The sequence below is a fragment of the Streptomyces sp. NPDC054872 genome (assembly GCF_053610705.1).
This window is the reverse complement of sequence record NZ_JBSGYY010000011.1, coordinates 73,833-98,521: the sequence shown is the minus strand read 5'-3', so window position 1 is coordinate 98,521 and position 24,689 is coordinate 73,833. Positions and strand designations below refer to the sequence as shown.

General features: G+C 70.7%; 23 protein-coding genes. 10 read left to right on the top strand and 13 right to left on the bottom strand.

Going from position 1 to position 24,689, the window contains the following annotated elements; all coding sequences use genetic code 11:
* Nucleotides 1-107 precede the first annotated feature (107 nt).
* The gene (locus ACWGIH_RS15755) at nucleotides 108-770 is read right to left on the bottom strand and encodes a TetR/AcrR family transcriptional regulator (protein ID WP_453445087.1); all 663 of its coding nucleotides are present in this window, start codon (nucleotides 768-770) and stop codon (nucleotides 108-110) included.
* Nucleotides 771-878: 108 nt separating this feature from the next.
* Here ACWGIH_RS15755 and ACWGIH_RS15750 point away from each other — a divergent pair, with 108 nt between their 5' ends.
* The 3 genes from ACWGIH_RS15750 to ACWGIH_RS15740 all read left to right on the top strand — a co-directional run bounded on the left by ACWGIH_RS15750 (nucleotide 879) and on the right by ACWGIH_RS15740 (nucleotide 3,115).
* Nucleotides 879-2,030 carry an acyl-CoA dehydrogenase family protein gene (locus tag ACWGIH_RS15750; protein WP_453445086.1) on the top strand — a complete coding sequence of 384 codons (1,152 nt, stop codon included), beginning with the start codon at nucleotides 879-881 and terminating at the stop codon, nucleotides 2,028-2,030.
* 86 nt (nucleotides 2,031-2,116) lie between these two features.
* Nucleotides 2,117-2,413, top strand: a complete 297-nt coding sequence (locus tag ACWGIH_RS15745; RefSeq protein ID WP_453445085.1) for a YiaA/YiaB family inner membrane protein — start codon at nucleotides 2,117-2,119, stop codon at nucleotides 2,411-2,413.
* Nucleotides 2,414-2,482: 69 nt separating this feature from the next.
* Nucleotides 2,483-3,115, top strand: a complete 633-nt coding sequence (locus ACWGIH_RS15740) for a TetR/AcrR family transcriptional regulator (protein ID WP_453445083.1) — start codon at nucleotides 2,483-2,485, stop codon at nucleotides 3,113-3,115.
* Between the two features lie 31 nt (nucleotides 3,116-3,146).
* Here ACWGIH_RS15740 and ACWGIH_RS15735 read toward each other — a convergent pair whose 3' ends face one another.
* A complete protein-coding gene (locus ACWGIH_RS15735; protein WP_453445082.1) occupies nucleotides 3,147-3,611 on the bottom strand; it encodes a MaoC family dehydratase in 465 nt (154 codons plus the stop codon).
* Nucleotides 3,612-3,728: 117 nt separating this feature from the next.
* Here ACWGIH_RS15735 and soxR point away from each other — a divergent pair, with 117 nt between their 5' ends.
* Nucleotides 3,729-4,196 carry a redox-sensitive transcriptional activator SoxR gene (gene soxR / locus ACWGIH_RS15730; protein ID WP_363210805.1) on the top strand — a complete coding sequence of 156 codons (468 nt, stop codon included), beginning with the start codon at nucleotides 3,729-3,731 and terminating at the stop codon, nucleotides 4,194-4,196.
* Here soxR and ACWGIH_RS15725 read toward each other — a convergent pair.
* Both ACWGIH_RS15725 and ACWGIH_RS15720 read right to left on the bottom strand, forming a co-directional pair.
* Nucleotides 4,153-5,487 carry a uracil-xanthine permease family protein gene (locus ACWGIH_RS15725; protein ID WP_453445081.1) on the bottom strand — a complete coding sequence of 445 codons (1,335 nt, stop codon included), beginning with the start codon at nucleotides 5,485-5,487 and terminating at the stop codon, nucleotides 4,153-4,155. The two genes, soxR and ACWGIH_RS15725, sit on opposite strands and share 44 nt — an antisense overlap.
* A 4-nt stretch (nucleotides 5,488-5,491) precedes the next feature.
* Nucleotides 5,492-6,631, bottom strand: a complete 1,140-nt coding sequence (locus ACWGIH_RS15720) for an arylsulfotransferase family protein (protein WP_453445080.1) — start codon at nucleotides 6,629-6,631, stop codon at nucleotides 5,492-5,494.
* Nucleotides 6,632-6,722: 91 nt separating this feature from the next.
* Between ACWGIH_RS15720 and ACWGIH_RS15715 the strand changes: the two genes are divergently transcribed.
* Nucleotides 6,723-7,313: a helix-turn-helix domain-containing protein gene (locus ACWGIH_RS15715; protein WP_453445078.1), complete on the top strand. Its 591-nt coding sequence runs from the start codon at nucleotides 6,723-6,725 to the stop codon at nucleotides 7,311-7,313.
* A gap of 41 nt (nucleotides 7,314-7,354) precedes the next feature.
* Here ACWGIH_RS15715 and ACWGIH_RS15710 read toward each other — a convergent pair whose 3' ends face one another.
* Together ACWGIH_RS15710 and ACWGIH_RS15705 are read right to left on the bottom strand one after the other, a co-directional pair.
* Entirely contained in the window at nucleotides 7,355-8,431 is a 1,077-nt protein-coding gene (locus ACWGIH_RS15710) for an RNA ligase (ATP) (protein ID WP_453445077.1), read from the bottom strand.
* Nucleotides 8,432-8,570: 139 nt separating this feature from the next.
* Nucleotides 8,571-9,293 carry a 3-keto-5-aminohexanoate cleavage protein gene (locus tag ACWGIH_RS15705; protein WP_453445075.1) on the bottom strand — a complete coding sequence of 241 codons (723 nt, stop codon included), beginning with the start codon at nucleotides 9,291-9,293 and terminating at the stop codon, nucleotides 8,571-8,573.
* 50 nt (nucleotides 9,294-9,343) lie between these two features.
* Here ACWGIH_RS15705 and ACWGIH_RS15700 point away from each other — a divergent pair, with 50 nt between their 5' ends.
* On the top strand, nucleotides 9,344-9,862 hold the full coding sequence (locus ACWGIH_RS15700) for a hypothetical protein (RefSeq protein WP_453445073.1): 519 nt from the start codon (nucleotides 9,344-9,346) through the stop codon (nucleotides 9,860-9,862).
* Nucleotides 9,863-9,895: 33 nt separating this feature from the next.
* Here ACWGIH_RS15700 and ACWGIH_RS15695 read toward each other — a convergent pair whose 3' ends face one another.
* A complete protein-coding gene (locus tag ACWGIH_RS15695; protein WP_453445071.1) occupies nucleotides 9,896-10,498 on the bottom strand; it encodes a hypothetical protein in 603 nt (200 codons plus the stop codon).
* A gap of 249 nt (nucleotides 10,499-10,747) precedes the next feature.
* Here ACWGIH_RS15695 and ACWGIH_RS15690 point away from each other — a divergent pair, with 249 nt between their 5' ends.
* Nucleotides 10,748-13,579 carry a penicillin acylase family protein gene (locus ACWGIH_RS15690; RefSeq protein ID WP_453445069.1) on the top strand — a complete coding sequence of 944 codons (2,832 nt, stop codon included), beginning with the start codon at nucleotides 10,748-10,750 and terminating at the stop codon, nucleotides 13,577-13,579.
* 11 nt (nucleotides 13,580-13,590) lie between these two features.
* On the opposite strand, the gene ACWGIH_RS15685 is transcribed toward ACWGIH_RS15690, so the two are convergent.
* The 4 genes from ACWGIH_RS15685 to ACWGIH_RS15670 all read right to left on the bottom strand — a co-directional run bounded on the left by ACWGIH_RS15685 (nucleotide 13,591) and on the right by ACWGIH_RS15670 (nucleotide 19,035).
* Nucleotides 13,591-14,871: a serine-threonine protein kinase gene (locus tag ACWGIH_RS15685; protein ID WP_453445067.1), complete on the bottom strand. Its 1,281-nt coding sequence runs from the start codon at nucleotides 14,869-14,871 to the stop codon at nucleotides 13,591-13,593.
* Between the two features lie 75 nt (nucleotides 14,872-14,946).
* Nucleotides 14,947-16,200: an MFS transporter gene (locus ACWGIH_RS15680; RefSeq protein WP_453445219.1), complete on the bottom strand. Its 1,254-nt coding sequence runs from the start codon at nucleotides 16,198-16,200 to the stop codon at nucleotides 14,947-14,949.
* Nucleotides 16,201-16,325: 125 nt separating this feature from the next.
* Nucleotides 16,326-17,651 carry an erythromycin esterase family protein gene (locus ACWGIH_RS15675; RefSeq protein ID WP_453445065.1) on the bottom strand — a complete coding sequence of 442 codons (1,326 nt, stop codon included), beginning with the start codon at nucleotides 17,649-17,651 and terminating at the stop codon, nucleotides 16,326-16,328.
* 115 nt (nucleotides 17,652-17,766) lie between these two features.
* On the bottom strand, nucleotides 17,767-19,035 hold the full coding sequence (locus ACWGIH_RS15670) for an exo-beta-N-acetylmuramidase NamZ family protein (protein WP_453445063.1): 1,269 nt from the start codon (nucleotides 19,033-19,035) through the stop codon (nucleotides 17,767-17,769).
* A 155-nt stretch (nucleotides 19,036-19,190) separates the two neighbouring features.
* Between ACWGIH_RS15670 and ACWGIH_RS15665 the strand changes: the two genes are divergently transcribed.
* From ACWGIH_RS15665 to ACWGIH_RS15655, 3 genes are read left to right on the top strand one after another with little or no spacing between them, the layout of a single operon-like run.
* Complete coding sequence (locus ACWGIH_RS15665; protein ID WP_453445217.1) at nucleotides 19,191-19,958, top strand: SDR family NAD(P)-dependent oxidoreductase; 768 nt, start codon at nucleotides 19,191-19,193, stop codon at nucleotides 19,956-19,958.
* Nucleotides 19,955-21,670: a class I adenylate-forming enzyme family protein gene (locus ACWGIH_RS15660; protein ID WP_453445061.1), complete on the top strand. Its 1,716-nt coding sequence runs from the start codon at nucleotides 19,955-19,957 to the stop codon at nucleotides 21,668-21,670. The genes ACWGIH_RS15665 and ACWGIH_RS15660 overlap by 4 nt, the downstream gene beginning before the upstream one ends.
* A gap of 25 nt (nucleotides 21,671-21,695) precedes the next feature.
* Nucleotides 21,696-22,289: a TetR/AcrR family transcriptional regulator gene (locus ACWGIH_RS15655; protein WP_453445059.1), complete on the top strand. Its 594-nt coding sequence runs from the start codon at nucleotides 21,696-21,698 to the stop codon at nucleotides 22,287-22,289.
* A 6-nt stretch (nucleotides 22,290-22,295) separates the two neighbouring features.
* Here ACWGIH_RS15655 and ACWGIH_RS15650 read toward each other — a convergent pair whose 3' ends face one another.
* Entirely contained in the window at nucleotides 22,296-23,510 is a 1,215-nt protein-coding gene (locus tag ACWGIH_RS15650) for an acyl-CoA dehydrogenase family protein (protein ID WP_453445057.1), read from the bottom strand.
* A gap of 7 nt (nucleotides 23,511-23,517) precedes the next feature.
* Nucleotides 23,518-24,552, bottom strand: coding sequence for a phosphotransferase family protein (locus ACWGIH_RS15645; protein ID WP_453445056.1), 1,035 nt, complete (start codon nucleotides 24,550-24,552; stop codon nucleotides 23,518-23,520).
* Nucleotides 24,553-24,689 lie beyond the last annotated feature (137 nt).

Sequence of the window (24,689 nt, the reverse complement as noted above, 5' to 3'; positions counted from 1 at the left end):
CGTCCATGTTTCGCCCGGCAAGACGGATGGACTTTACATCTACCTGCCGGAGTCCGCGATACCGAGGTGCGCCTCGCATGCCTCGGCCCCCGCCAAGCGCCGGACCGTCACCGTGCTGTCCGCGCTGCGGGGGCCGCCACCTGCGCGTACTGCAGCGCGAGCCCGTCGAGCAGCGCCTGCAGGCCCGTCTCGAAGGCGCGCTCGTCGATCTCCTGTTGGCGCTCGGCCAGGAGGTGGGCCTGGCCCAGGTGCGGATAGTCGGCCGGGTCGTACGCGGTCGCGTCGTCCACGAAGCCGCCGGCGAAGGAGCCGAGCGCCGAGCCCATGATGAAGTACCGCATCAGGGCGCCGATCGAGGTGGCCTGCGCGGCGGGCCAGCCCGCGTCGACCATGGACCCGAACACCGCGTCCGCGAGCCGCAGTCCGGCCGGGCGGCGGCCGGGGCCGCTCGCGAGCACCGGAACGATGTTGGGGTGCAGGGTGAGCGCCGCGCGGTAGGAGACGGCCCAGTCGTGCAGTGCCGTGCGCCAGTCGCGCTCGTCGGCGGCCTCGAACATCGACAGGTCGACCTGCGCGCTCACCGAGTCCGCGACCGCCTCCAGGATCTCGTCCTTCGTGCGGAAGTGGTTGTAGAGCGAGGGCCCGCTGACCCCGAGCTCGGCGGCGAGGCGACGCGTCGAGACGGCGGCGAGGCCCTCGGTGTCCACGAGCGCGCGCGCCGTCTCGACGATGCGTTCTCTGCTGAGGAGGGGCTTGCGCGGTCGGGCCATGCGGCACATAGTAGGGCTGCCGTAAGAAACTAGCAGTGCTAATTTAAATCCGTGCCACATGCCGGTCCGCGGACTGGTCCACGAGTCGACCCGAAGAGGTGCCACGCGATGAATCTGGAGCTCAGCGAGGAGCAGTCCGCCGTCCGGCAGTTGGCGAAGGACTTCGTGGCCCGCGAGATCGCGCCCCATGTCATCGAGTGGGACCGTGCCGAGAGCGTGGACCGGTCCATCGTGAAGAAGCTCGGCGAGGTCGGCTTCCTCGGGCTCACCGTCGACGAGGAGTACGGCGGCTCGGGCGGCGACCACCTCGCCTACTGCCTGGTGACCGAGGAGCTGGGGCGCGGCGACTCGTCCGTGCGCGGCATCGTGTCGGTCTCGCTGGGTCTCGTGGCCAAGACCATCGCGTACTGGGGGAGCGAGGAGCAGAAGCGGCAGTGGCTGCCGGGGCTCACCTCCGGGGAGCTCGTCGGGTGCTTCGGGCTCACCGAGCCGGGCACCGGGTCCGACGCGGGCAACCTCTCGACGAAGGCGGTGCGCGACGGCGGCGACTACGTCATCAACGGCTCCAAGATGTTCATCACGAACGGCACCTGGGCCGATGTCGTGCTGCTCTTCGCGCGGACGAACGACGCCCCCGGGCACAAGGGCGTCTCCGCCTTCCTCGTGCCCACCGACACCCCCGGCCTGAGCCGCCGCACGATCCACGGCAAGCTCGGCCTGCGCGGCCAGGCCACCGCCGAGCTGGTCCTCGAAGACGTCCGTGTCCCGGCGTCGGCCATGATGGCGCCCGAGGGCAAGGGCTTCTCGGTGGCCATGTCGGCGCTCGCCAAGGGGCGGATGTCGGTCGCCGCCGGCTGCGTGGGCATCGCCCAGGCCGCCCTCGACGCGGCCGTGACGTACGCGACCGAGCGCGAGCAGTTCGGCAAGGCCATCGCGGGGCACCAGCTGGTGCAGGAGCTGATCAGTGACATCGCGGTGGACGTGGACGCCGCCCGCCTGCTGACCTGGCGGGTCGCCGACCTCATCGACCGCGGGCAGCCCTTCACCACGGAATCCTCCAAGGCCAAGCTGTTCGCCTCCGAGGCCGCCGTGCGCGCCGCCAACAACGCGCTCCAGGTCTTCGGCGGCTACGGCTACATCGACGAGTACCCGGCGGGCAAGCTGCTGCGCGACGCGCGCGTGATGACGCTCTACGAAGGCACGAGCCAGATCCAGAAGCTGGTCATCGGGCGGGCGCTGACCGGGGTCTCGGCGTTCTGAGCGCGGGTGACCGACGTGCGGGCTGAGTACGTGAGCTGAGTACGGCAACGGATGTGGCGCGGCGCCCCGCGGGCGAAGCTCTGACCATGAGTGAGACACCGGCACCGGTCAAGCAGCAGAGCACCACCGCCTACTACGGTCAGGCCATCGCGTCGTTCGCCGTGGCGATCGGCGCCGTGGCGATCGGCGTCTACAGCCTCGACGTCAGCGGATGGATCCGCGCCTTCCTCGCCATCTCCGTCCTGTACCTGACGACCTCGGCGTTCACCCTCGCCAAGGTGATCAGGGACCGGCAGGAGGCGGACCAGCTCGTCAGCCGTGTCGACCAGGCCCGTCTGGAGAAGATTCTCGCCGAACACGACCCGTTCAAGCCCGTGGCCTGACCGGCGTCCTAAGCGCTTGCTCACCGTCAGGGGTATGGTGTCCCTCCCGACCGGCGGAAGGAGTGGGCGATGAGCACGGCGGAGCAGACCGAGGGCGAGGACCTGCCATGGGGCGAGGTCACGCCTGATGCGGCGCGGCGGCTGCTGGTCGCCGCCGTCGAGGCCTTCGCCGAGCGTGGGTACCACGCGACGACGACCCGGGACATCGCGGGCCGTGCCGGCATGAGCCCGGCGGCGCTCTACATCCACTACAAGACCAAGGAAGAGCTGCTCCACCGCATCAGCCGCATCGGCCACGACAAGGCGCTGCGGCTCCTGCGCGAGGCGGCCGACGCTCCGGGCACCGCGGCGGAGCGGCTCGACGACGCCGTACGTTCCTTCGTCCGCTGGCACGCCGACCATCACACCACCGCCCGCGTGGTCCAGTACGAGCTGGACGCGCTCGGGGACGAGCACCGCACGGAGATCGTCGCGCTGCGCCGCCAGTCGGACGCCGCGGTGCGGGACATGATCAACGACGGGGTGCGGGACGGGGAGTTCGACGTCGAGGACGTGCCGGGCACCACGCTGGCCGTGCTCTCGCTCTGCATCGACGTGGCCCGCTGGTTCAACGTGGCGGGCACCCGGACGCCCGACGAGGTCGGCGCGCTCTACGCCGACCTCGTGCTGCGGATGGTGGGGGCCCGGCAGCGGGCCTCCTGAGCGCCGCCCGCCTCAGAAATACCCGCCCGCCTCAGAAGTAGTAGCGGGACACCGACTCCGCGACGCAGGCGGGCTTCTCGGAGCCCTCGCGCTCGACGGTGACCACGGCGGTGACCTGTACGCCGCCGTCCTTGGTCTGCTCGACCTCCTTGAGCACGGCGGTCGCCCGCACGCGGGAGCCCGAGGGCACCGGCGAGGGGAAGCGGACCTTGTTGGTGCCGTAGTTGACGCCCATCTTCATGCCCTCGACGCGCATGACCCCCGGCACCAGGCTCGGCAGCAGCGACAGCGTCAGGTAGCCGTGCGCGATGGTCGTCTTGAAGGGGCCCTGCGCCGCCTTCTCCGCGTCCACGTGGATCCACTGGTGGTCGCCCGTGGCGTCGGCGAACAGGTCGATCCGCTTCTGGTCGACCTCCAGCCACTCGCTGTGTCCGAGCTGCTCGCCGACTCCGGCACGCAGGTCGTCGGGCGACGCGAAGATCCTCGGCTCTGCCATGTCACTGGCCTCCTCAAAGAATGCAAACTAAGCGGTTGCTCAGCATGCTGCGTGTGTCGACGTGTGTCAACGGGCCGGACCTCGGCGGCCCCTGGACCTGCCATTAGGGTGGGGCGGGTGCCCCAGATCCCAGAGAAGATCCACGAGCTCACGGTCGGCCAGCTCTCGGCCCGCAGCGGCGCCGCCGTCTCCGCCCTGCACTTCTACGAGACCAAGGGCCTGATCACCAGCCGCCGCACCTCGGGCAACCAGCGCCGCTACCACCGTGACGCGCTGCGCCGCGTCGCCTTCGTCCGCGCGGCCCAGCGCGTCGGCATCCCGCTCGCCACGATCCGCGAGGCGCTCGATTCGCTCCCCGAGGAGCGCACCCCGACCCGCGAGGACTGGGCACGCCTCTCGGAGGACTGGCGCTCCGAACTGGACGAGCGGATCAAGCAGTTGGGGCGGCTGCGCGATCACCTCACCGACTGCATCGGCTGCGGCTGCCTCTCCCTGGAGAACTGCGTGCTCTCCAACCCCGACGACGTCTTCGGCGAACGCCTCACCGGCTCCCGTCTGTTGGTGGAGCGCCGGCCTCAGTCGTGACCTCAGTCGTGACCTCGGACGTCACCTCGGGCCGTTCTCGCGGTCCCAGGTGGCGGAAGGCCGCGCTCAGGATCACCGCCGCGAGCGCTCCGGCGGCCACTCCGCTGCCGAAGATGGTGTGCGCCCAGGGCGGCAGCGGCGCGTACAGGCCGGGAGTCATCACCGGAAGCAGACCCACGACCAGGGCGAGAGCCACCACGATGCTGTCGGTGCCGTGCGTGAGATCGACCCGGGACAGCATGCTGAAGCCGAGGACGGCGATCACCGCGTAGATCACCAGGCCCGCCGCGCCGACCACCGGCTCGGGGATGGCGGCCAGGAGACGCGTCAACGGGGTCAGCAGACCGCAGACGACGAGCAGCACACCCGCACCCGCCGTGACGAACCTGCTGCGTACGCGCGTCAGTTGGACGATGCCGATGTTCTCGGCGCTCGTCACCATCAACGACGTGCCGAAGACACCCGCGCCCAGCGACACGAGGGCGTCGGCGCGGGCGATGCGCGGTACGTCCCGGCCCGCGTCCGGGGTGCGGCCGACCGCCTCGCTGTTGAGCACGGTCTGGCCGGTGGCCTCGGCGAGCGAGGCGAGCGCGAAGACAAGGAGCGGGATCGCCGCGAGCAGGTCGAAGTGCGGGGCGCCGTACGGGAAGGGGTCCGGCAGCGCGAACGCGGCGCCGGAGGCGAGATGGATGTCCGTGCCGAGCAGGAGCGCGACGGCCGTGCCGCCCACCAGGCCGAAGAGCACCGCCATCTGCCGCCAGACGCCCCGCAGGACGAGGAAGAGGAGCGCGATGACGCCGAGCGTCGCGAAGCCCGGCCCCGGCCCGGAGGCCACCATCGGCGCCGTCACCTTGATCATGTTGATGCCGATCAGGACGACCGTCGTCCCCATCACCAGGGGCGGGAACAGCCGCACCACGCGTCCGTAGAAGGGCAGTACGCAGATCAGGAACACCCCGGCGATCAGGACGGAGCCGGACGCCGTCGCGGCTCCGTACTCCTTCCCGATCTGCAGGAAGATCGCCACCGCGGCCCCGCCCGGCAGCATCAGGAACGGCAGCCGGGCGCCCACCCGCAACGCCCGCACCCCGAGGGACTGGAGCAGCGCCCCGATGCCGCACAGCACCAGCGTCGCGCTGAGCAGCGAGGCCGTCTGAGCGGCGGTCAGCCGCAGCGTCGTGCCGATCAGGATCACCGAGGAGACGGGCGCGGCGATCCCGGCGAGGAGGTGCTGGAGGGCGAGCGGTGCGAGGCGCGGCAGCGGAAGGCGCTCGTCGACGGCGGCCACCACGGGCTCAGCCCTTCGCTGGAGCGGGAGCCGGGGTGAGCCAGGGCAGTTCGGAGGCGGCGTAGCGATAGGCGCGGAAGACGGCGTTGGGCTCGGAGGGGAAGAGCTTGCGGACCTCTTCCTCCGCGTAGCCGCCGAAGAACGGCACGACGTACTCCCAGCAGAGATAGCCGTCCGCGGTGACCTCGAAGAGGCGGCCCGCGGGGGAGTCGGTGACCAGGGTGTTGCCGTTCGGGAGGCGCTGGGCGCTGCCCATGAACGGCGCGAAGAACGACTCGCGGGCCGGGTCGTGGTACTCCCAGACGACCTTGCCGCCGGCGCGCTCGATCTCGATGACCCGGCTGAACGGCACGTCCCAGTGCGGCCGGAAGACGCCGTTGTCGAAGACGAGGAAGTTGCCGTTCTCCAGCTCGGTGGGGCAGTGCTGCTGGGAGACGACGCCGGGCTCCGAGCGCCAGATGATGTCGCCCGTCGCACGGGATATGACGACGACGGCGGAGACCGAGCGGAAGCTGGCGAGGATGTTGCCGTCGCTCGTCGGCAGGACGCTGTTGATCAGCGGATAGTGCTCGCGGGCGTAGTCCGGGTGGAGCGGGAAGTCCGCGCGCCCGAGGTGCTCGGAGACCTTCCACTCCCAGGTGGTGTTCCCCTCGGCGTCCACCTCGACGATGGTGTCGGCCCACACGGTCCCGTCGCCGGCCTCGGATCCGGGCACGCCTCCGCGTACGGCCGCGGCGTCCTGGCCCGTCAGGGGTTCGAGGGCGGTGTAGAGGAGCCGCCCGTCGCCGTAGTGGTGCGCGTCGTGGTGCTGGAAGCGGTCGCGGTGCTCGCGCAGGACCGTGCCGTCCGGGGTGATCTCCTGCATGATCCCGCCGCGGTACTTGTGCCACATGGGGAAGAGCGCGGGCTCGTCGGGGAGTACGCCGTTGTAGGCGAGGTTGCCGTTCGGCAGGATCCGCGCGTGCCGCCCCGGGCGGTGCGGGAGGTTCCACTGGTGGGCGATCTCGCCGTGGGCGTCGATGAGATAGACCTCACCGCTTCCGGTGAGCGGTGCGAAGAGGGTGTAGCCGCCGTAAGCGGCGTCCTCGTCCAGGGCCATCAGGCCGGTGCCGCGGCGGCGGCGCTGATTCTGGTCCACGCGGGTCATGGAAGTCCCGTCCTCTCGGTCCGGTTCGCTCGGTCACTTAACTTTCTTAAGTGGTGTCGAAGAGATTAACCCGCCGGATAGGCTGAGGGACATGGGTACGAGTGATGAAAGTGCGGCGGGCGTCCCGCAGGTCGGTCCCGGGATCCGCAGGCTCCGCCGGGCCCTCGACCTGACACTGGCGGACGTGGCGGCGCGGGCGGGGGTCTCGGCGCCCTTCCTCAGTCAGGTGGAGAACGGCCGCTCCCGGCCCAGCATGGGATCGCTGCAGCGCATCGCCGACGCCCTGGACACCACGGCCGTGCAGCTGCTCGCCTCGGCGGATCCGCCGAGGCCGGTGGACGTGGTGCGCGGCGGCTCGGCCTCGGTGGGCGAGGGCGAGGGCGGCCGGGAGGCCCGGATGCGTCCGCTGGTCCGCGGCCACCAGCGGCTGCACGCACTGGAGTTCACCGGGGATCACGACTGGGGCCGCGAGTACCGCCACCGCAACGACGAGATCCTGTACGTGGCCGACGGCTCGGCCGAGGTGGAGGCGGACGACTCCGTGTACCGCCTGGACCGCGGGGACACGCTGTACTGCGCGGCGGAACTACCGCACCGCTGGCGCCCGTTGGAGGAGGGGACGCGGGTGCTGGTGGTGGGGATCGCGGACGGGGTGCGGGTGACGGACGAGAGGGGCCGCTGACGCGGCTGCCCGCTCGTCCGCCCGCTCGTCGGCCCGCGGAGTCACTCGAACTCCGTGCCGCCCTTCCGCGTCAGGTAGTCCGCGCTGACCGCCTTGGCGATGGCGCGGCCGCCGGTCACGGGGGAGTACCGCTCGACCGCGGGCCGGATCACGACGCCCTCCCGCAGATGCAGGGCGCGGCCCGACACCGTCTCGCGGCCGGAGGCGACCTCCAGGACGCGCTCGGCGTCGTACGGACCCTCGTACAGGCGCGGCACCAAGGGGAGCCGGTCCTGGAGCAGGGCCACGGGGTCCAGCCACCGGACCTCGCCGTCGATGTCGGCGCTCACGTCGAAGACCGCGTAGCCGAGCGTCTCGCGGCGCCCGTCCGCGCCGTACGTGAGGTCCTGGACCCCCGCTCCGTACACCTCACCGAAGATCCCGACCCGGCGCGCGCCGAGCCGCTCGGCCAGGGCGGCGGCCTCGGCCACGACTCCGTGGCCGTGCACCGCGCGCCAGTAGAGATTGCGCGGATCCTCCTTCAGGGCGAGGGACTTGGAGCCGAAGCCCTTCGACGAGACATGCACCCGCCCGTCCTCGCCCTCACCCGCGACGTACGTCAAGAGGCAGGCGGAACCATGCAGCTTCTCCGTGAGGACCACCGCCTCGCCGGGCGCGAAGATGTCCGGGTGGCGCTGGACGTTCTCGATGTCCACCCACGGCAGCAGCTCCGGCGCGGGCTCGACGTCGCCGCTCATGGTGGGCGGTATCGGCGGCACCCACTTCACGACCCCGAGACGGTCCGCGAAGTCCGTGCCCTCGGCCGCGGCCCGCGCCAGGTCCACCTCCGCGAGCGCCCGCGGCCGGCACACGATGCCCTGTGACAGCTCGCCGCGCAGCCGTACCGCCTTGACCCGGTCCGACCTGCCGCCCGCGAGCCGTCCGGTGAGCCCCAGTTCATCGATCAGCTCCGCCGGGAGCACGGACTGCTCGGGGATGTAGAGCGCGGTGTCGCCGGTGCGGTAGGCGCCCTTGGCGACGACCGCGCGGTACAGGCCCACCTGGGCCAGTTCGAGGGCGTCGGCGTTCGGATGCTCGTGGATGGTCAGCACTTCGGCGGTGACGCGCAGCGTCGACATGGGGCGGGCTCCTGAGTTCTACGTGCCGTGTGGGCACGGGAATTCGACGGTCATCGACACCAACTGTGCCGACGGCAAAGCGCTGGAGCGACCGAATATGTGCCTGCTAGCGTCACGCCCTCCGAGTCCGGGCCCGTCCCTACGGTGAGGGCGTGCTGAGCATCGAGAGCGCCACCGACACCAACTGGGCGTTCGACGCGGCCCGTTCTCCGTCCGGCAGGACCAGCGTGTCCTCGAGGCCGATGCGGGTGGCGAGGCCCAGGCGTCCCGCGAGCCGCAGCACGGGCCAGGTGCCACCCTCCTCGCCGTGCAGCAGGACGGGGCGGCCGTGTGCCCGGCCGAGCGCGGTGAGGAGGGCGCGGGCCGAGTCGCGGGCCGTACCGGGGTCGGGATCCGTCACCTCGGCGAGGACGCGCAGGACGCGTGGGCCGAGCGGCGACGCCATGAAGCGTTCCGTGCCGTCCGTGCCCGACCAGATGCCGGCCTCCACGCCCACACCCCGGTCCATCAGCGCCTCGGCCACCGCCTCCGCCCCCGGCTCGTGCCAGTTCACCGACGCGTGGTCGGGCAGCACGGTCCACGCGCGGATGTGCGCCACCCGCTCCCCGGGGTCGGATCCGGCCCAGGCGCCCGTGGTCACCCCGACCGGTACGGAGGTCACGGAGCGGACCGCTGCCAGCGCGGCCGCAACCGCACGTGGCGCCAACGTGTCTTGCCCACAGGGGGACTTGGGGTGAACATGAACGTCCCGCGCACCGGCCGCGACGGCCGCCGCCACGGACTCGGCCATCGCCCCGGGTGAGAGAGGGATCAACGCACCATCGCCCGCGTCGCGGGCGCCGTTCAGACATACCTGCATCACCACAGGACAGCACAGACGACGAACACAGACGACTCACAGGGGGAAGGCCGATGGGAACAGTCATCTGCTCGTTGCTGTGGAGTGCCTCGCGCAGCGGGCGGCAGAAGATCGCCTACGACAGCGACGGCTACCACCTCGTGCGTTTTCCGTACACGGGCACCGAGGAGTCGTACGACCCGTGGCACATGCACGACCCCGGCAAGGGTGCCACCAGCCCGTCAGGCTTCCCGGACGCCCGGTCCGGGCTCATCTGGCCGAGCCATCACGGCTGGGGCACCCTGTCGGCGATGATCTTCTGGGAGCCGGACGACCGGCCCACCGAGTACCGCGCGCGCTTCGTGCGCGATCCGCTCGGGCACTCCACCGGGTACGACTCGACGGCCACCATCGACTGGGCGCCCACCAGGGGCGGGCAGTACCGGACGCACATGTGGCAGATGTTCGTCCACCCGCAGACACCGATCGGCCTGAAGATGTCGGCGCGCGGCCCCGGCGACGTGAAGATCGCCGCGCCGCTCATGTTCGCCGAGTTCAAGCTGGCCATACAGACGGACGTGGCGACGCCCTAGCCCGTATGCGCCCGCGGACGCTCCGGCCGGACGTCATGCGGAGACCAGCGGCCGTGCCCGGCGTGCCCGCGCCATCGCGTCGGGCGTGAGCACCGGGGCCGGCACGGCGATGCCGCAGCCCGTGCAGACGGCGCCCGCGGAGGGCTCGTGCGCCAGCCCGTGCGTCCAGACGAGGTCGGTGCGGTCGCACACCGGGCAGAACGTGCCCGGCTCCCGCTCCAGCGCCGCGATCAGCCGCCGCAGCACCTCGGCGAGGGGTCCCGAGGGGTGGATGCCGGGATCGTCGCACCAGGCGACCCCGAACCCGCCCCAGGTGCACCGGTGCCAGTCGTCCACGCTGCCGGGCCGGCGCAGCCCGTCGTGCTTCTCCTTGCGTCGGCGCTCCGCGAAGTCCCGCTCGTAGGCGAGCCAGACCGCACGTGCCGCCTCCAGTTCGTCGAGCGCGGCCACCAACCGCGCCGGATCGGGCGAGCGGTCCTCGGGCCCGAAGCCCGCCCGGGAGCACAAATGGTCCCAGGTCGCCCGGTGGCCGTAAGGGGCGAACCTCTCCAGGCACTTGCGCAGTGAATACCGCCGCAGTGCCAAATCGCTCAGCGGATCACGCACCTGTCTCGCGAGACTCCGGAATCCGGCCATCGCCCTGCACCTCCGTCGCACGTTCTCGGACGTTGCCGAGTAGACGTATCGACACGCGATTCGGCTCCCTTGTGAGGCATCCGATTTCGGACGGATGTCATCGGGCCCGACACGCAGGGCTGTGAGCAGTGCCGATGTGCGGATTCTGGAAAGGCGACGCATGTTCATCTTCCCGGTTCGGCAACCCGCCAGTAACCTCCGCCCCAACTCCCTCCCACAGGTGCACAAGCGGAGCCCGAAGGAGCACACATGCGACCACGCATCGTCCGGCTCAGAACCCTCACCGCCACCGCGGCGCTCGCCCTCGCCGCGTCCCTCCTCGCGCCGCAGCCGGGGGCGGCGGCGAAAGCCGACGAGCCCCCACCGGCCGTCACGGATTACTGCGAGGGGCAGTGCGCGGACATCCTTCCGCCCGGCGCGAACGGGAACGCCACGCTCGCCGAGATACTCGCCCACCGCGTCCTCGGCACCCAGCCCAAGCACGCGAACGACCAGTTGGGCCCGTACGACGCGCTCTCCTCCGGCTATCCGTCCCTCACCGACGACAAGCTGACGGAGTTCTTCAACGACGCCTCCTTCGGCGTCCGCGACGGCCAGGTCGCCTCCGTCACCAGGCCGCGCGACGACGTGACGATCACCCGGGACAAGAAGTACGGCATCCCGCACATCAAGGGCTCCACGCGCTACGGCACCGAGTTCGGCGCGGGCTTCGCGGCCGGGCAGGACCGGCTCTGGCTGATCGACCTGTTCCGGCACATCGGCCGCGGCGAGCTGACCTCCTTCGCGGGCGGCGCGCTCGCCAACCAGGGCCTCGAGCAGCAGTTCTGGCCGCAGGCCCCGTACACGGAGAAGGACCTGGAGAAGCAGGTCGAGTACATCAGGTCGACGCAGGGCGAGCGCGGCAAGCAGGCCATGGAGGACGCCCAGGCCTACATCGACGGGCTCAACGCCTACCGCGTGAAGTCGAAGAACGGCCGCTACTTTCCCGGTGAGTACGTCCTCACCGGCAAGATCGACGCGATCACCAACATCGGCGAGATAGAGCCCTTCAAGATCACTGACATGATCGCGCTCGCGTCCGTCGTCGGCGGTCTCTTCGGCAACGGCGGCGGCGGCGAGGTCGACGCGGCCCTCTCCCTCCTCAAGTCCCAGGAGAAGTACGGCGTCGAGAAGGGCACGAAGGTCTGGGAGTCCTTCCGCGCCCGCAACGACCCCGAGGCCGTCCGGACCATCCACGACGGCACGAGCTTCCCGTACGCCGGCAAACCGGAGAACGCCCGCGGCACCGCGATGCCCGACGCCGGTTCGGTCGAACGCGAGCAGCTCGTGTACGACCGCGAGGGCGGCGCCAAGTCCGCGTCCGAGGCCCCCAAGGACCCGGTGAAGGCGCCCAAGAAGCTCAAGCCCCTGCAGGGGATGTACGACGACGGGGTGCTGCCCGCCGACCTGTTCAAGCAGGACGGCCACAAGAAGGGCATGTCGAACGCCCTCCTCGTCTCCGGCAAGCACACCGCGAGCGGAAACCCGGTCGCAGTCTTCGGTCCGCAGACCGGCTACTTCGCCCCGCAGCTCCTCATGCAGCAGGAACTGCAGGGCCCCGGCATCAGCGCGCGCGGCGTCTCCTTCGCGGGCGTCGGGATGTACGTCCAGCTGGGGCGCGGCCAGGACTACGCCTGGTCGGCCACGTCCGCCGGGCAGGACATCACGGACACCTACGCCGTCGAGCTCTGCGAACCGGGCGGCGGCGCCCCCACCAAGCAGTCCGCCCACTATCTCCACGACGGCACCTGCACGCCCATGGAGAAGCTCGAGCGCAAGAACGCCTGGAAGCCGACCCTCGCCGACTCCACCGCCGCGGGCTCCTACCGCATGCAGGTGTTCCGCACGAAGTACGGCGTCGTGACGCACCGCGCGAGCGTGGCGGGCAAGCCCGTCGCGTACGTCTCGCTGCGCTCCACCTACCGTCACGAGGCCGACTCGATCATCGGCTTCCAGATGCTGAACGACCCGACGTACGTCAAGGACGCGTCGACGTTCAAGAAGGCCGCCGAGAACATCAGCTACGCCTTCAACTGGTTCTACGCCGACTCGCGCGACACCGCGTACTACAACAGCGGCGCCAACCCCGAGCGCGCGAAGGACGTCGACCCCGCCCTACCAGTCACGGCCCAACCGGCATATGAATGGACGGACTTCGACCCGGAGAACAACACGTCGGCACGGACCCCGTCGTCAGAACACCCGCAGTCCGTCAACCAGGACTACTACATCTCCTGGAACAACAAACAGGCCAAGGACTTCAGCACGGCGGGCTTCGGCGTGAGCGCGGTGCACCGCGGTGACCTGCTCGACGGACGGGTCAAGAAGCTCACCGAGGAGGGCGGCGTCACGCGCGCCTCGCTGACCCAGGCCATGTCCGAGGCGGCGGTCACCGATCTGCGCGGCGAGCAGGTGCTTCCCGAACTGCTCAAGGTGGTGCGGAGCAAGCCCGTGACCAACCCCCAACAGGCCAAGGCAGTGCAGCAGTTGGAGGCCTGGCACAAGGCTGGTTCACAGCGCAACCAGACGGCGGCGGGTTCCAAGACCTACGCCCACCCCGACGCCGTACGCATCATGGACGCCTGGTGGCCCCTGCTGATCGAGGCGGAGTTCAAGCCGGGCCTGGGCAAGGAGCTGTACGAGGCGCTGACGGCGCAGCTGAGCACCGACGAGTCACCGTCGGCCGGGCACGGTCCGACCGGGGCGCACGCCGGATCGGCCTTCCAGTACGGCTGGTGGGGCTACGCGGACAAGGATCTGCGGGCCGTGCTCGGGCAACCCGTGGAAGGCGGGCTCGGGGACGCGTACTGCGGCGCGGGGAAGCTGGACGCCTGCCGTGACGCGCTCCTCGCCACCCTGACGCAGGCCGTCGCCAAGCCCGCGACCGAGGTCTATCCCGGCGACGACAGCTGCAAGCCGGGCGAGCAGTGGTGCGCGGACTCGATCATCCACCGGGCGCTCGGCGGCATCACGCACGGGCCGATCCAGTGGCAGAACCGGCCCACCTACCAGCAGGTCGTCGAGTTCCCCGAGCACCGCTAGACGAGGAGGAGTCAGGCCAGAGCGATCCGCCCTGCGGCGAACACGACACGCGCCAGTTCCTCGTGGCAGATGTCGCTGTGCGCGCCGGAGGGCGGACCGCCGCGCCGCACCACCGCCGACGCGTCCACACTGACGCACCCCTTGGCCGGGATCGCCCGGCCCAGCTTGACGCGCCTGGCGCCGTCCACCGCCCGGATGCCGTCGTACCCGATGGCACCCCAGCGCTCCCAGAGGCCGAGGAAGGTCGAGGAGTCACCGGCGATCTTCGATGCCAGGGGATAGATCTTGCCCAGGGCGTCGTCGTGCCGGGAGTAGCAGGACACCAGCGGCCCGTCGATCCGCCGCTGCACGCCGTTGAGCGCGCCGCTGCGCGAGGGCGCGTGCGGCAGGCGTTTGGAGAACGCGTAGTGCGAGAAGGCCCCTTGCAGCAGGGTCGTGGACTTCACGCTGCGCACCGGCGCCGGCATCCCGCGCAGGGCGTACGACACGAGCCGTGCGCCGAAGCTGTGCCCGATGAGATGCACCCGTACGTCCGGTGCCTCCCGGGCGAGCAGTCCGAGCGCGGGGCCGAGCCCCAGCTGGCCCACGGAGCCCGCCCGGCGTTTCATGGCGTAGTAGCTGGCCTGGCGCAGCAGTTCGTGCGCCCCGTTCCACAGACGTTTGCGCAGGCTGCCGAAGAGCTCCTGCTGGCCGGTGCCCTCCATCGCGGCGGCGAACACCTGGCACACCTCGACCGCGTCGTCGGTCAGCATGGCGGGCAGGCCCGTCCAGGTGTCGTTGGCGAAGCGCCATGCGGCACTGTTCTGGTGCACGGCGACCAGGTTGCGCACGAGGCGGCTGTACTCGTAGAAGCGCGTGGTCACCTCGGAGCGTTCCTCAAGCAGTGCTCCGATCCGCCGCAGGTCGTCGTCGTGATCGGGGAACGTGCGGGCGAGCAGCAGCCGCGTCGGCTCGTCGAGCAGGGGTCCCGCGCCCGGCACGGGCCCCGGCCCGGTGGCCGTGACCGAGGGCTCGAAGTCCGGGATCCGTTCGTCGGGGAAGCGGATGGCGGGCCAGAGCACGCCCACGTATCCCAGGCGTACGCGCGGTCCCGCGAGGTCCCGGCACGGCGCGAAGAACCGCCGGTAGAGGTCGGTCGCCATGTCTTGGTCGTTGTTCCAGCCGTGCGCGAGGACGAGGAGATCGGTGACGTTCTCGTCGGCCACCTCGGCGAGGAGATGGTCGCGTTGCGTGGTGTCGACATCCCCGTCGGCGTCGAAGGTCAGTTCCCAGTAGGGCTCCACGCGGACCATCGTCCTGCGGCCCCGGTGTACTGACCAGATGTCCCGCAGCACGCATTGGGACAGGCGCCCACCACGGTCACCGGGTCACGTCAGTTCCCGCTCCCGGGTCTCCGGCAGCGCGAGGACGCACACCAGGGACACGACGGCCATCGCGCTCACGTACCAGCCCACCGAGGACGAACCGAACGCGGACTGCAGCCGCGTCGCCACCAGAGGGGAGACCGCGCCGCCGAGCACCCCGCCCAGGTTGTAGGCGAGCGAGGCGCCCGAGTAGCGCACCTTCGTGCCGAACAGCTCCGGAAGGTAGGCGCCCATCGGCCCGTACACGACCCCCATGCAGAACAGCGCGCCGCCGAGCGCCAGCGCCATGAGCACCGGCTGCTCGGTGTCCAGGAGCGGGAAGAGCACCAGGCCCCACACCACCGCGAGCCCGGCGCCCACGAGAACCAGCTTGCGGCGTCCCGCACCGTCCGAGCGCGTCGCGGCGAGCCACGTACCGGCCGCGAGGAAAAGACAGGCCACCAGCGAGAGGCCCAGCATGGTGTTGCGGGAGACGCCCAGGGTGCCGGTGGAGTAGGCGAGGCAGTACGTCGTCGCCGTGTAGAAGAGGCCGTACGCGACGACCATCCCGCCCGCGCCGAGCAGCAGTTCACGCGGGTGGTGCCGCAGCACGTCGAGCGTGGGGACCTTGCAGGCCTCCTGTGCGTCCATGACCTTCGCGAAGACCGGTGTCTCGCTGATGCGCAGACGTACGAAGAGTCCGACGCCGACAAGGAGGAAGGAGAGCAGGAACGGCACGCGCCAGCCCCAGGTGCGGAACGCGTCGTCGGAAAGGACAGCCGAGAGCAGCCAGAAGACACCGGTCGCCGCGAAGAACCCGACGGACGGGCCGAGTTGCGGGAAGGCGGCGTACAGGCCGCGCTTCTTCCTCGGCGCGTGTTCCACCGCGAGCAGCGCGGCCCCGCCCCACTCGCCGCCGAGCCCGATGCCCTGCAGGAAGCGCAGCAGGATGAGCAGAACCGGCGCCCAGATGCCCAACGTGCCGTATCCGGGCAGGAGTCCGACCAGCGCCGTCGACAGACCCATCAGCAGCAGCGAGGCCACGAGCACCGACTTGCGGCCGACGCGGTCGCCGAAGTGTCCGAAGACCACGGAGCCGATGGGCCGCGCCGCGAACGCCACCGCATAGGTGGAGAAGGAGGCGAGGGTGGCGTTGACCGGGTCCAGGGTCGGGAAGAACGCCTCGTTCAGGACGAGCGCGGCCGCCGTGCCGTAGATGTAGAAGTCGTAGAACTCGATGGCCGTCCCGATGAAGGACGCGACGGCCACCCGGCGCATGCTCTCGGGGCTGCCGTCGGCGTCCTGGACCTGCTGTTTCTCTGCTGCTGTCGTTTCACTCCGCACGACCGGCACTGTCGCGTTGGATGTAGGGGGCAGTCAATAGCCGGGACGGCTTGTCTCGGTCATTGAGACTGGCGGTGAGCTGCGGTGACGCGGTGCAGATGGATGAGGATGTCGTGCGAGGGCGCGAGCCGGATCTTGTGCGGGCCGTCCGGGAACGCCGTGCCGATGCTCTTGGTGGGACGGCTCTTGCCCAGCCACTTCCGGGCGGTCGCGGGAGCGGTCCGCATGTCCAGGAAGTAGTCGTCGTGCCGCACCTTGTCGAGCGTGTGCTCGTTCATCCCGCGCGTGGCGGCGCCCACGGAGCGTGGCTTCCACACCTCGGACTCCGCACTCTGCGCCATGAGCGAGCCCCGGTCGAAGGTGAAACCGATGCTGACGTAGCGCTTGCCGAGCCGGTCCCGCAGGAAGGCGCCCTGCATCTTCGGGTAGCGGGGATCGTAACTCTCGTACCCCACATGGGCGTTGTGTGCCGACAGGAGCACCTTGTCGCCGGTCTGCCGCTGCCACCACGCGGTGTTCCGCGCCATGAGACGGTCGCGATAGAGCATGCCGTCCTTGATCCCCTCGGGAGTGTCCAGGGGGAACGCGTAGATCGTGGCGGTCTGCGAGACGGACCGGGCGTGCTGCAGGGCCATCGTGAACGCGCGGTCCGGCGACGCGGGGCGCAGCTTCTCCAGCAGGTCGTGCGCCTCCCGTGCCTTCCCGGCCAGTTCCTTGCGCTCGTCGAGCGGCCTGCCCATGTACGCGTCCCCGTCCGCGAGGCGGCGGATCGGCGCGTAGAGCTCGGTGATCCTGGGCAGCAGGCCGGGCTCGTGGGCACGGACGTAGTCCTCCACCCCGTCGAACAACTCGGTGCCGATCTGAGGGTAGTTGAGGTCGTTGCCCATGAAGCGCACCTGCCGGTTCGGGTGCTCGTCGTTGTACGCGCGCATCCACGTCAGGAGCTCGACGTACTCCTCGGTGTCCCAGGGCGTCTTCGCCAGCTCCTTGTGGACCAGCGCGCGCACGTCCGACTCGCCCCCGCGCACGTACGCGTCGAAACGCAGCCCCGTGGTCCAGCTGACCTCCTGCGCGAAGGTGGTGAACCCCTTCTCCTCCACGAGGTAGCGGAAAACCCGGTCCTTCATGGTGAAGAACTCGTGCGAACCGTGTGTGGCCTCACCCAGGCCCACCACCGAAGCGTCACCCACCATCCGGCCCATCGGCCGCAGGTCCTTCGTGGAGCCGCCGGGATCGGTCGAGCGCAAGGGATGGGCCGCGCGCTCGATCGCCGGGACCGGATCGGTGGACGCCGGCGCCGCCGCGGCCCGAGGGGCGACGAGCACCCCCAGGCCGAGCGTGCCGGCCACCGCCAGGGGAGCGATGCGTCGTACTGTCCGTGCCATGCCGGATCTCCTCAACTCGGGTGTACGGAGCTGAGGATCAGGATTCCGGCCCGCCAGGGGCACCTGCCAGCCGACAGGCACCCCTCTCGCCGGTGGGGCCTTCCCCACCGAGGACCTAGGGGTAGCGGAGGTACCGCTTGCGCACGGCACGGAAGCGCGCGAGGTCGTCGTGCCAGCCCGCCACCACCTCGTCCGTGTCCGCGCCCGCGTCGATCATGGTGCGGACCCGCGTGGTGCCCGTCAGCTTGTCGATCCAGTTGTCGGGGCGCCAGGCGAAGCCGCTCCACGTCTTCTTGGCGGTCACCAGCAGCGCGATGCCGGTGCGCACCGGGTCGAACGACTCCCGGTCGTGCACGTGGAGCTGCACACCGCCGACCGTCTTGCCCTGGAACTTGGAGAACGTCGGCGCGAAATAGGCCTCCCTGAAGTGCACGCCGCGCAGTCCGAGGCCGTTCGCGGCGGCCGCCCACTTCCGGTCGATGCCCTCGGCGCCCAGCAACTCGAAGGGGCGGGTCGTGCCGCGCCCCTCGGAGAGGTTCGTGCCCTCGAAGAGGCAGGTGCCGCTGTAGACCAGGGCGGTCTCGGGCGTGGGCATGTTCGGGCTCGGCGGCACCCACGGGAGCTCGGACGCGTCGTAGAAGTCCGAGCGCTTCCACCCGGTCATCCGTACGGTCTCCAGCTCGGCCGGGCGCTCCAGGAACTCGCCGTTGAACAGCAGCGCGAGCTCCGTCACCGTCATGCCGTGCGCCTGCGCTATCGGCTGCCGGCCGACGAACGTCGCGAACTCCTTGTGCAGCACGGGCCCCAGCGCGGCGCGTCCCGTCACCGGATTCGGCCGGTCGAGGACGACGAACCGCTTGCCCGCCAGCTCGGCGGACTCCATGCAGTCGAAGAGCGTCCAGATGTACGTGTAGAAGCGCGCGCCCACGTCCTGGATGTCGAAGACGATCGTGTCGACGCCGGAGGCCGTGAAGATGTCGGCGAGCGCCTTGCCGCTCTTCTGGTACGTGTCGTAGACGGGCAGCCCGGTGACCGGGTCGTCGTACCGGCCCTCGGAACCGCCCGCCTGGGCCGTCCCCCGGAAACCGTGCTCGGGGCCGAAGACCGCGACGAGGTTCACGCGCTCGTCGGCGTGCATGACGTCGACGATGTGGCGGACGTCCCTGGTCACGCCGGTCGGATTGGTGACGACGCCGACCCGCTCGCCGTCCAGGAGGGCGTAGCCGTCGGCAGCCAGGCGATCGAAGCCGGTGCGCAGCCGCCGGCCGCCGCCCGATCCGCCCCCGCCTCCCGCGGCGGCCGCCGGGGCCGCCGATGTGAGGGCCGTGGCGGTGGTGGCGGCCAGCAGGCCCCGTCTGGAGAAGCTGCGGCGGGACAGGTTCATGCAGAGACCTCCGTGTGCGCGGTGGCTGTCATGCCCACGCACGCTAGCGCGCGGACCGCGGCCGGGGAACGAACCTGGCTGCCCTGGCCTCTTCCATCCGAACATACCGACTGGTTAGTCTGCGATCACAGCGGAGCCGCAGTCGAAGGAGACTGATCGTGGAGACCCTGCAGGACAAGGGAGTTGTCGTCACCGGTGCCGGAGGCGGGATCGGGGCCGCGCTGGCCCGCCGGTTCGCCGCCGCCGGGGCGCGGGTCGTGGTCAACGACCTGGACGCCGCCAAGGCGAAGGCGGTGGCCGACGAGATCGGCGCCGTGGCCGTACCGGGCGACGCGTCCACGGTCGTGCCGGAGGCCAGAGACGCGCTCAGCGGCACCATCGACGTGTACTGCGCCAACGCGGGCCTCGGCTCCGGCGGCTCGGAGGCCGCGCCCGAGGAGGTCTGGGCCACGGCCTGGGACGTCAACGTCATGGCCCACGTCCGCGCGGCCCACGCCCTGCTGCCCGAGTGGCTGGAGCGCGGCAGCGGCCGCTTCGTCTCCACCGTCTCCGCGGCGGGGCTGCTCACCATGATCGGCGCCGCGCCCTACAGCGTCACCAAGCACGGCGCGTACGCCTTCGCCGAGTGGCTCTCGCTGACCTACCGCCACCGCGGGATCGACGTCCACGCGATCTGCCCGCAGGGCGTGCGCACCGACATGCTCGCCGCCACCGGCACCGCGGGCGACCTGGTGCTCACCCCCACCGCGATCGAGCCGGACGCCGTCGCGCAGGCGCTCTTCGCCGGGATGGAGGAGGGCCGCTTCCTGATCCTGCCGCACCCCGAGGTCGCGGAGTACTACCGCATCCGCGCCGCCGAACCGGACAAGTGGCTCACCGGCATGAACCACATCCAGCAGAAGTGGGAGGCGACGGAGCGGTGAGCGACTCCTCCACGACCTCCTCCACGGCCGCCGGTGCCTCCATCTACGCCGCCAAGCCCTGGCTCGGCCGCCTCACCGAAGCCCAGCGCGGCCCGGTCGAACCCGCCGCGTCCGTCGTGCACGCCTTCCGGGCCGCGGTGCTGAGGGCCCCCGAGCACACGGCACTCGCCTACTTCGACGGGCGCCTGAGCTACCGCGAGGTGGACGCCCTCAGCGACTCCGTCGCCGGGCACCTGGCCGCCCGCGGCCTTGCCCGGGGCGACCGGGTCGCGATCCTGCTGCAGAACACCCCGCACTTCGTGATCGCGCTGCTCGGCGCGTGGAAGGCGGGCGCCACGGTCGTGCCGGTGAACCCGATGTACAAGTCGGCGGAGGTCGGGCACGTCCTCGCGGACGCCGACGCGACCGCGCTGATCTGCGCGGACCGCGCGTGGGAGACGTATCTGCGCGAGACGGCCGCCGCCTCGCCCGTACGCATCGTGCTCACCGCGTGCCAGCTCGATCTGCAGACCCGGAACGACACGCGCGTCCTGGACTTCGAACGCCTCCCGCAGGCGGCCGACGCCGAGGACCTGGTGGCCGTCGCCCGGCAGGGACTCCCGGCCCCCGGCGACCGGCAGCTCGGCCCCGCCGACATCGCGCTGATCAGCTACACGTCGGGGACGAGCGGCACGCACAAGGGCGCCATGAACACCCACGGCAACATCACCTACAACGCCGAGCGGCAGCGCACCGGCTCCGGCATCCCCGAAGGCGCCTGCTACTTCGCGATGGCGCCGCTCTTCCACATCACCGGCATGGTCGCCCAGGTCGCCGCCTGTCTGACCAACGCGGGCACCCTCGCGCTCGCGTACCGCTTCGAGGCCGGGGTCGTCCTCGACGCCTTCGCCGAGCACAGGCCGGCGTACACCGTGGGCCCCTCCACGGCCTTCATGGCGCTGGCCGCCCACCCCTCCGCCTCGCGGGAGCACTTCGACTCCTTCGTGATGATCTCCTCGGGCGGCGCGCCGCTGCCGCCCGCTTTGGTGGAGAAGTTCCGCGCGGGCTTCGGCCCCTACATCCACAACGGGTACGGCCTCACCGAGTGCACCGCGCCCTGTGCCTCCGTGCCGCCGGGCCAGGAGGCGCCGGTCGACCCGGTGTCCGGCACCCTCGCCGTCGGCGTCCCCGGTCCCGAGACGGTCGTCAGGATCGTCGACGACCACGGCGTGGACGTCCCCTTCGGGGAGCAGGGCGAGATCACCGTGCGCGGCCCGCAGGTCGTGCCCGGCTACTGGAAGCGCCCCGACGCCACGGATGAGGCGTTCCCCGACGGCGAGCTGCGCACCGGCGACATCGGCTTCATGGACGAGCAGGGCTGGCTCTATGTGGTCGACCGCAAGAAGGACATGATCAACGCGTCCGGTTTCAAGGTATGGCCGCGCGAGGTGGAGGACGTCCTCTACAGTCACGCAGCCGTCCGTGAGGCGGCGGTCATCGGCGTCCCGGACAGCTACCGCGGCGAGACGGTCAAGGCCTTCGTCAGCCTGCGCCCGCAGGCCGACGTCGCGCCGGACGACCTGGCGGCGTACTGCAAGGAACGGCTCGCGGCGTACAAGTACCCCCGCGCGGTCGAGATCCTGCCGGAGCTGCCGAAGACCACAAGTGGGAAGATCCTCCGGCGGGAACTGCGTTCCCGCATCGACACGGGCTCTCGGCACGACGAGAGCTGAATACCTCGAAAGGCAGGTGGCGGCAGTGGCCAGGACGACGGACGGTGACGGCACGCCCGTCCCTCAGCGGCTGCTCGCCGCCGCCACGCGGCTCTTCGCCGACCGCGGCTACGACCGCACATCGGTGCAGGAGATCGTGGAGTCGGCAGGCGTCACCAAGGGCGCGCTCTACCACTACTTCGGCTCGAAGGACGACCTCCTGCACGAGGTGTACGCGCGGGTGCTGCGCGTCCAGCAGGAACGTCTGGACGCCTACGCGGACGCCGACGCGCCCATCGAGCAGCGGGTGCGGGACGCGGCGGCGGACGTGGTCGTCACGACGATCGACAACCTCGACGACGCCTCGATCTTCTTCCGCTCCATGCACCACCTGAGCCCGGAGAAGAACAAGCAGGTGCGCTCCGAGCGCCGCCGCTACCACGAGCGGTTCCGCGCGCTGATCGAGGAGGGCCAGGAGGCCGGCGTCTTCTCCAAGGCGACCCCCGCGGACCTGGTGGTGGACTACCACTTCGGCTCCGTCCACCACCTGTCCACCTGGTACCGCCCGAACGGCCCGCTCACCCCGCAGCAGGTCGCCGACCACCTGGCGGACCTGCTGCTGAGGGCGTTGCGGCCGTAGCGGTCCTTACAGGTACTTCTTCAGCTCGCGCCGAGCCAGCGACCGCTGGTGCACCTCATCCGGGCCATCCGCCAGACGCAGAGTCCTCGCAGACGCCCACAGCTCGGCCAGCGGGAAGTCCTGGCTCACACCGCCCGCGCCGTGCAGCTGCACCGCCTGGTCGAGGATGTCCACGACCGTCCGCGGGGTCGCGATCTTGATGGACTGGATCTCCGTGTGCGCGCCCTTGTTGCCCACGGTGTCCATCAGCCACGCGGTCTTCAGGACGAGGAGCCGCAGCTGCTCCACCGCGACCCGGGCGTCCGCGATCCACTCCTGGACGACGCCCTGCTGGGCGAGGGGCTTGCCGAAGGCCGTACGCGCCACCGCGCGCTGACACATCAGCTCGATGGCACGCTCGGCCATGCCGATCAGGCGCATGCAGTGGTGGATGCGGCCGGGGCCGAGCCGCGCCTGGGCGATGGCGAAGCCGCCGCCCTCCTCGCCGATCAGGTTGCTGACGGGGACCCTGGCCCCGTCGAAGACGACCTCGGCGTGCCCGCCGTGGGAGTGGTCCTCGTAGCCGTACACCTGCATCGCGCGCCGGACCTCGACGCCGGGGGTGTCGCGCGGCACGAGGACCATGGACTGCTGGCGGCGGGGGTCCGAGCCCTCGGGGTCCGTCTTGCCCATCAGGATGAAGATCTGGCAGTCCGGGTTCATCGCCCCGGAGATGTACCACTTGCGCCCGGTGATGACGTACTCGTCACCCTCGCGCTCGATGAGCGTCGTGATGTTCGTGGCGTCCGACGAGGCCACCTCGGGCTCGGTCATCGCGAATGCCGAGCGGATCTCACCCGCGAGCAGCGGCTCCAGCCACTGCTTCTTCTGCTCGTCGTTGCCGAACTGGGCGAGGACCTCCATGTTGCCGGTGTCCGGGGCCGCGCAGTTCAGCGCGGTGGGCGCCAGGTGCGGGGAGCGCCCGGTGATCTCGGCGAGCGGGGCGTACTGCAGGTTGGTGAGCCCGGCGCCGTGCTCGGCGTCCGGCAAGAAGAGGTTCCACAGGCCCTGCTTGCGTGCCTCGGCCTTCAGCTCGCCGACGATCGCCGGGGTGTCCCAGGGCGAGTCGAGGAGGGCGCGCTGCTCCTCGGCGGTCTTCTCCGCCGGGTAGACGTGCTCGTCCATGAAGGTGAGGAGCCTGTCGCGCAGCTCTTCGGTACGGGCGTCGAATGCGAAGTCCATGGCTGTCTCAGCCTTCCTGTCGTCCTTGGAGGGTGGTGAGGCCGTGCTCGATGAAGACGGGGACCAGCTCCCCGATGCGGTCGAAGCCCGCGCCGACCGTCTGGCCGAGCGTGTACCGGTAGTGGATACCCTCCAGGATCACGGCGAGCTTGAACCACGCGAACGCCGTGTACCAGGAGACAGCGGAGACGTCGCGCCCCGAGCGCGCGGCGTACCGCTCGATCAGCTCGGAGGCCTCCGGGTGCCCGGGCGCGCCCGCCGTGGTGCTGATGGGGGAGTCCGGCAGTTCGAGCCGGGCGCTGTACATGACCAGCAGGCCCAGGTCGGTGAGCGGATCGCCGAGGGTGGACATCTCCCAGTCGAGGATCGCCTTGATCCGGTCGTCCTCACCGATCAGGACGTTGTCGAGGCGGTAATCGCCGTGCACCACGGTCGGCGCGGGGGAGACGGGCAGCTGCCGCCCCAGGCTGGCGTGCAGCTCGTCGATCCCCGCCAGGTCGCGGTTGCGCGAGGCGTCGAGCTGCTTGCCCCAGCGGCGCAGCTGGCGGTCGAGGAAGCCCTCGGGCCGTCCGAAGTCACCGAGACCGATCGCTTCGGGGGCCACGGAGTGCAGGTCGACGAGGGTGTCGACGAGTCCGATGACCGCCGCGCGGGTGCGCTCGGCGCCCAGCGGGGCGAGCTCCTCGGCGGTGCGGTACGGCGTGCCGTCCACGAAGTCCATGACGTAGAAGGGCGCCCCGAGCACGTCGACGTCCTCGCAGAGCAGCACCGGGGCGGGCACCGGTACCTCGGTCCCGCGGTGCAGGGCGCTGATCACGCGGTGCTCGCGCTTCATGTCGTGCGCGGTCGCGAGGACGTGCCCGAGCGGTGGCCGCCGTACGACCCAGCGCGTGGTGCCGTCCGTCACGGCGTACGTGAGGTTCGACCGGCCGCCCTCGATCAGCCGGGCGGTGAGCGGGCCGCCCACGAGGCCCGGCCGCTCGCGGTCCAGATGGCCGCGCAACTGGTCGAGGTCGAGGCCTGGTGGATGGTCTGAGCTCATCTTCGCTCCTGGTCGGACGGTCGTCGTCGAGTGCGCGCTGCGTCGCGCTGACGTTCATGATGCCGACCAGTCGGTATGTAGTCCAGAGCGCAGGGGGAACGTGATCGGGATCGCGGCGGGGCGCAGACACCCGCACA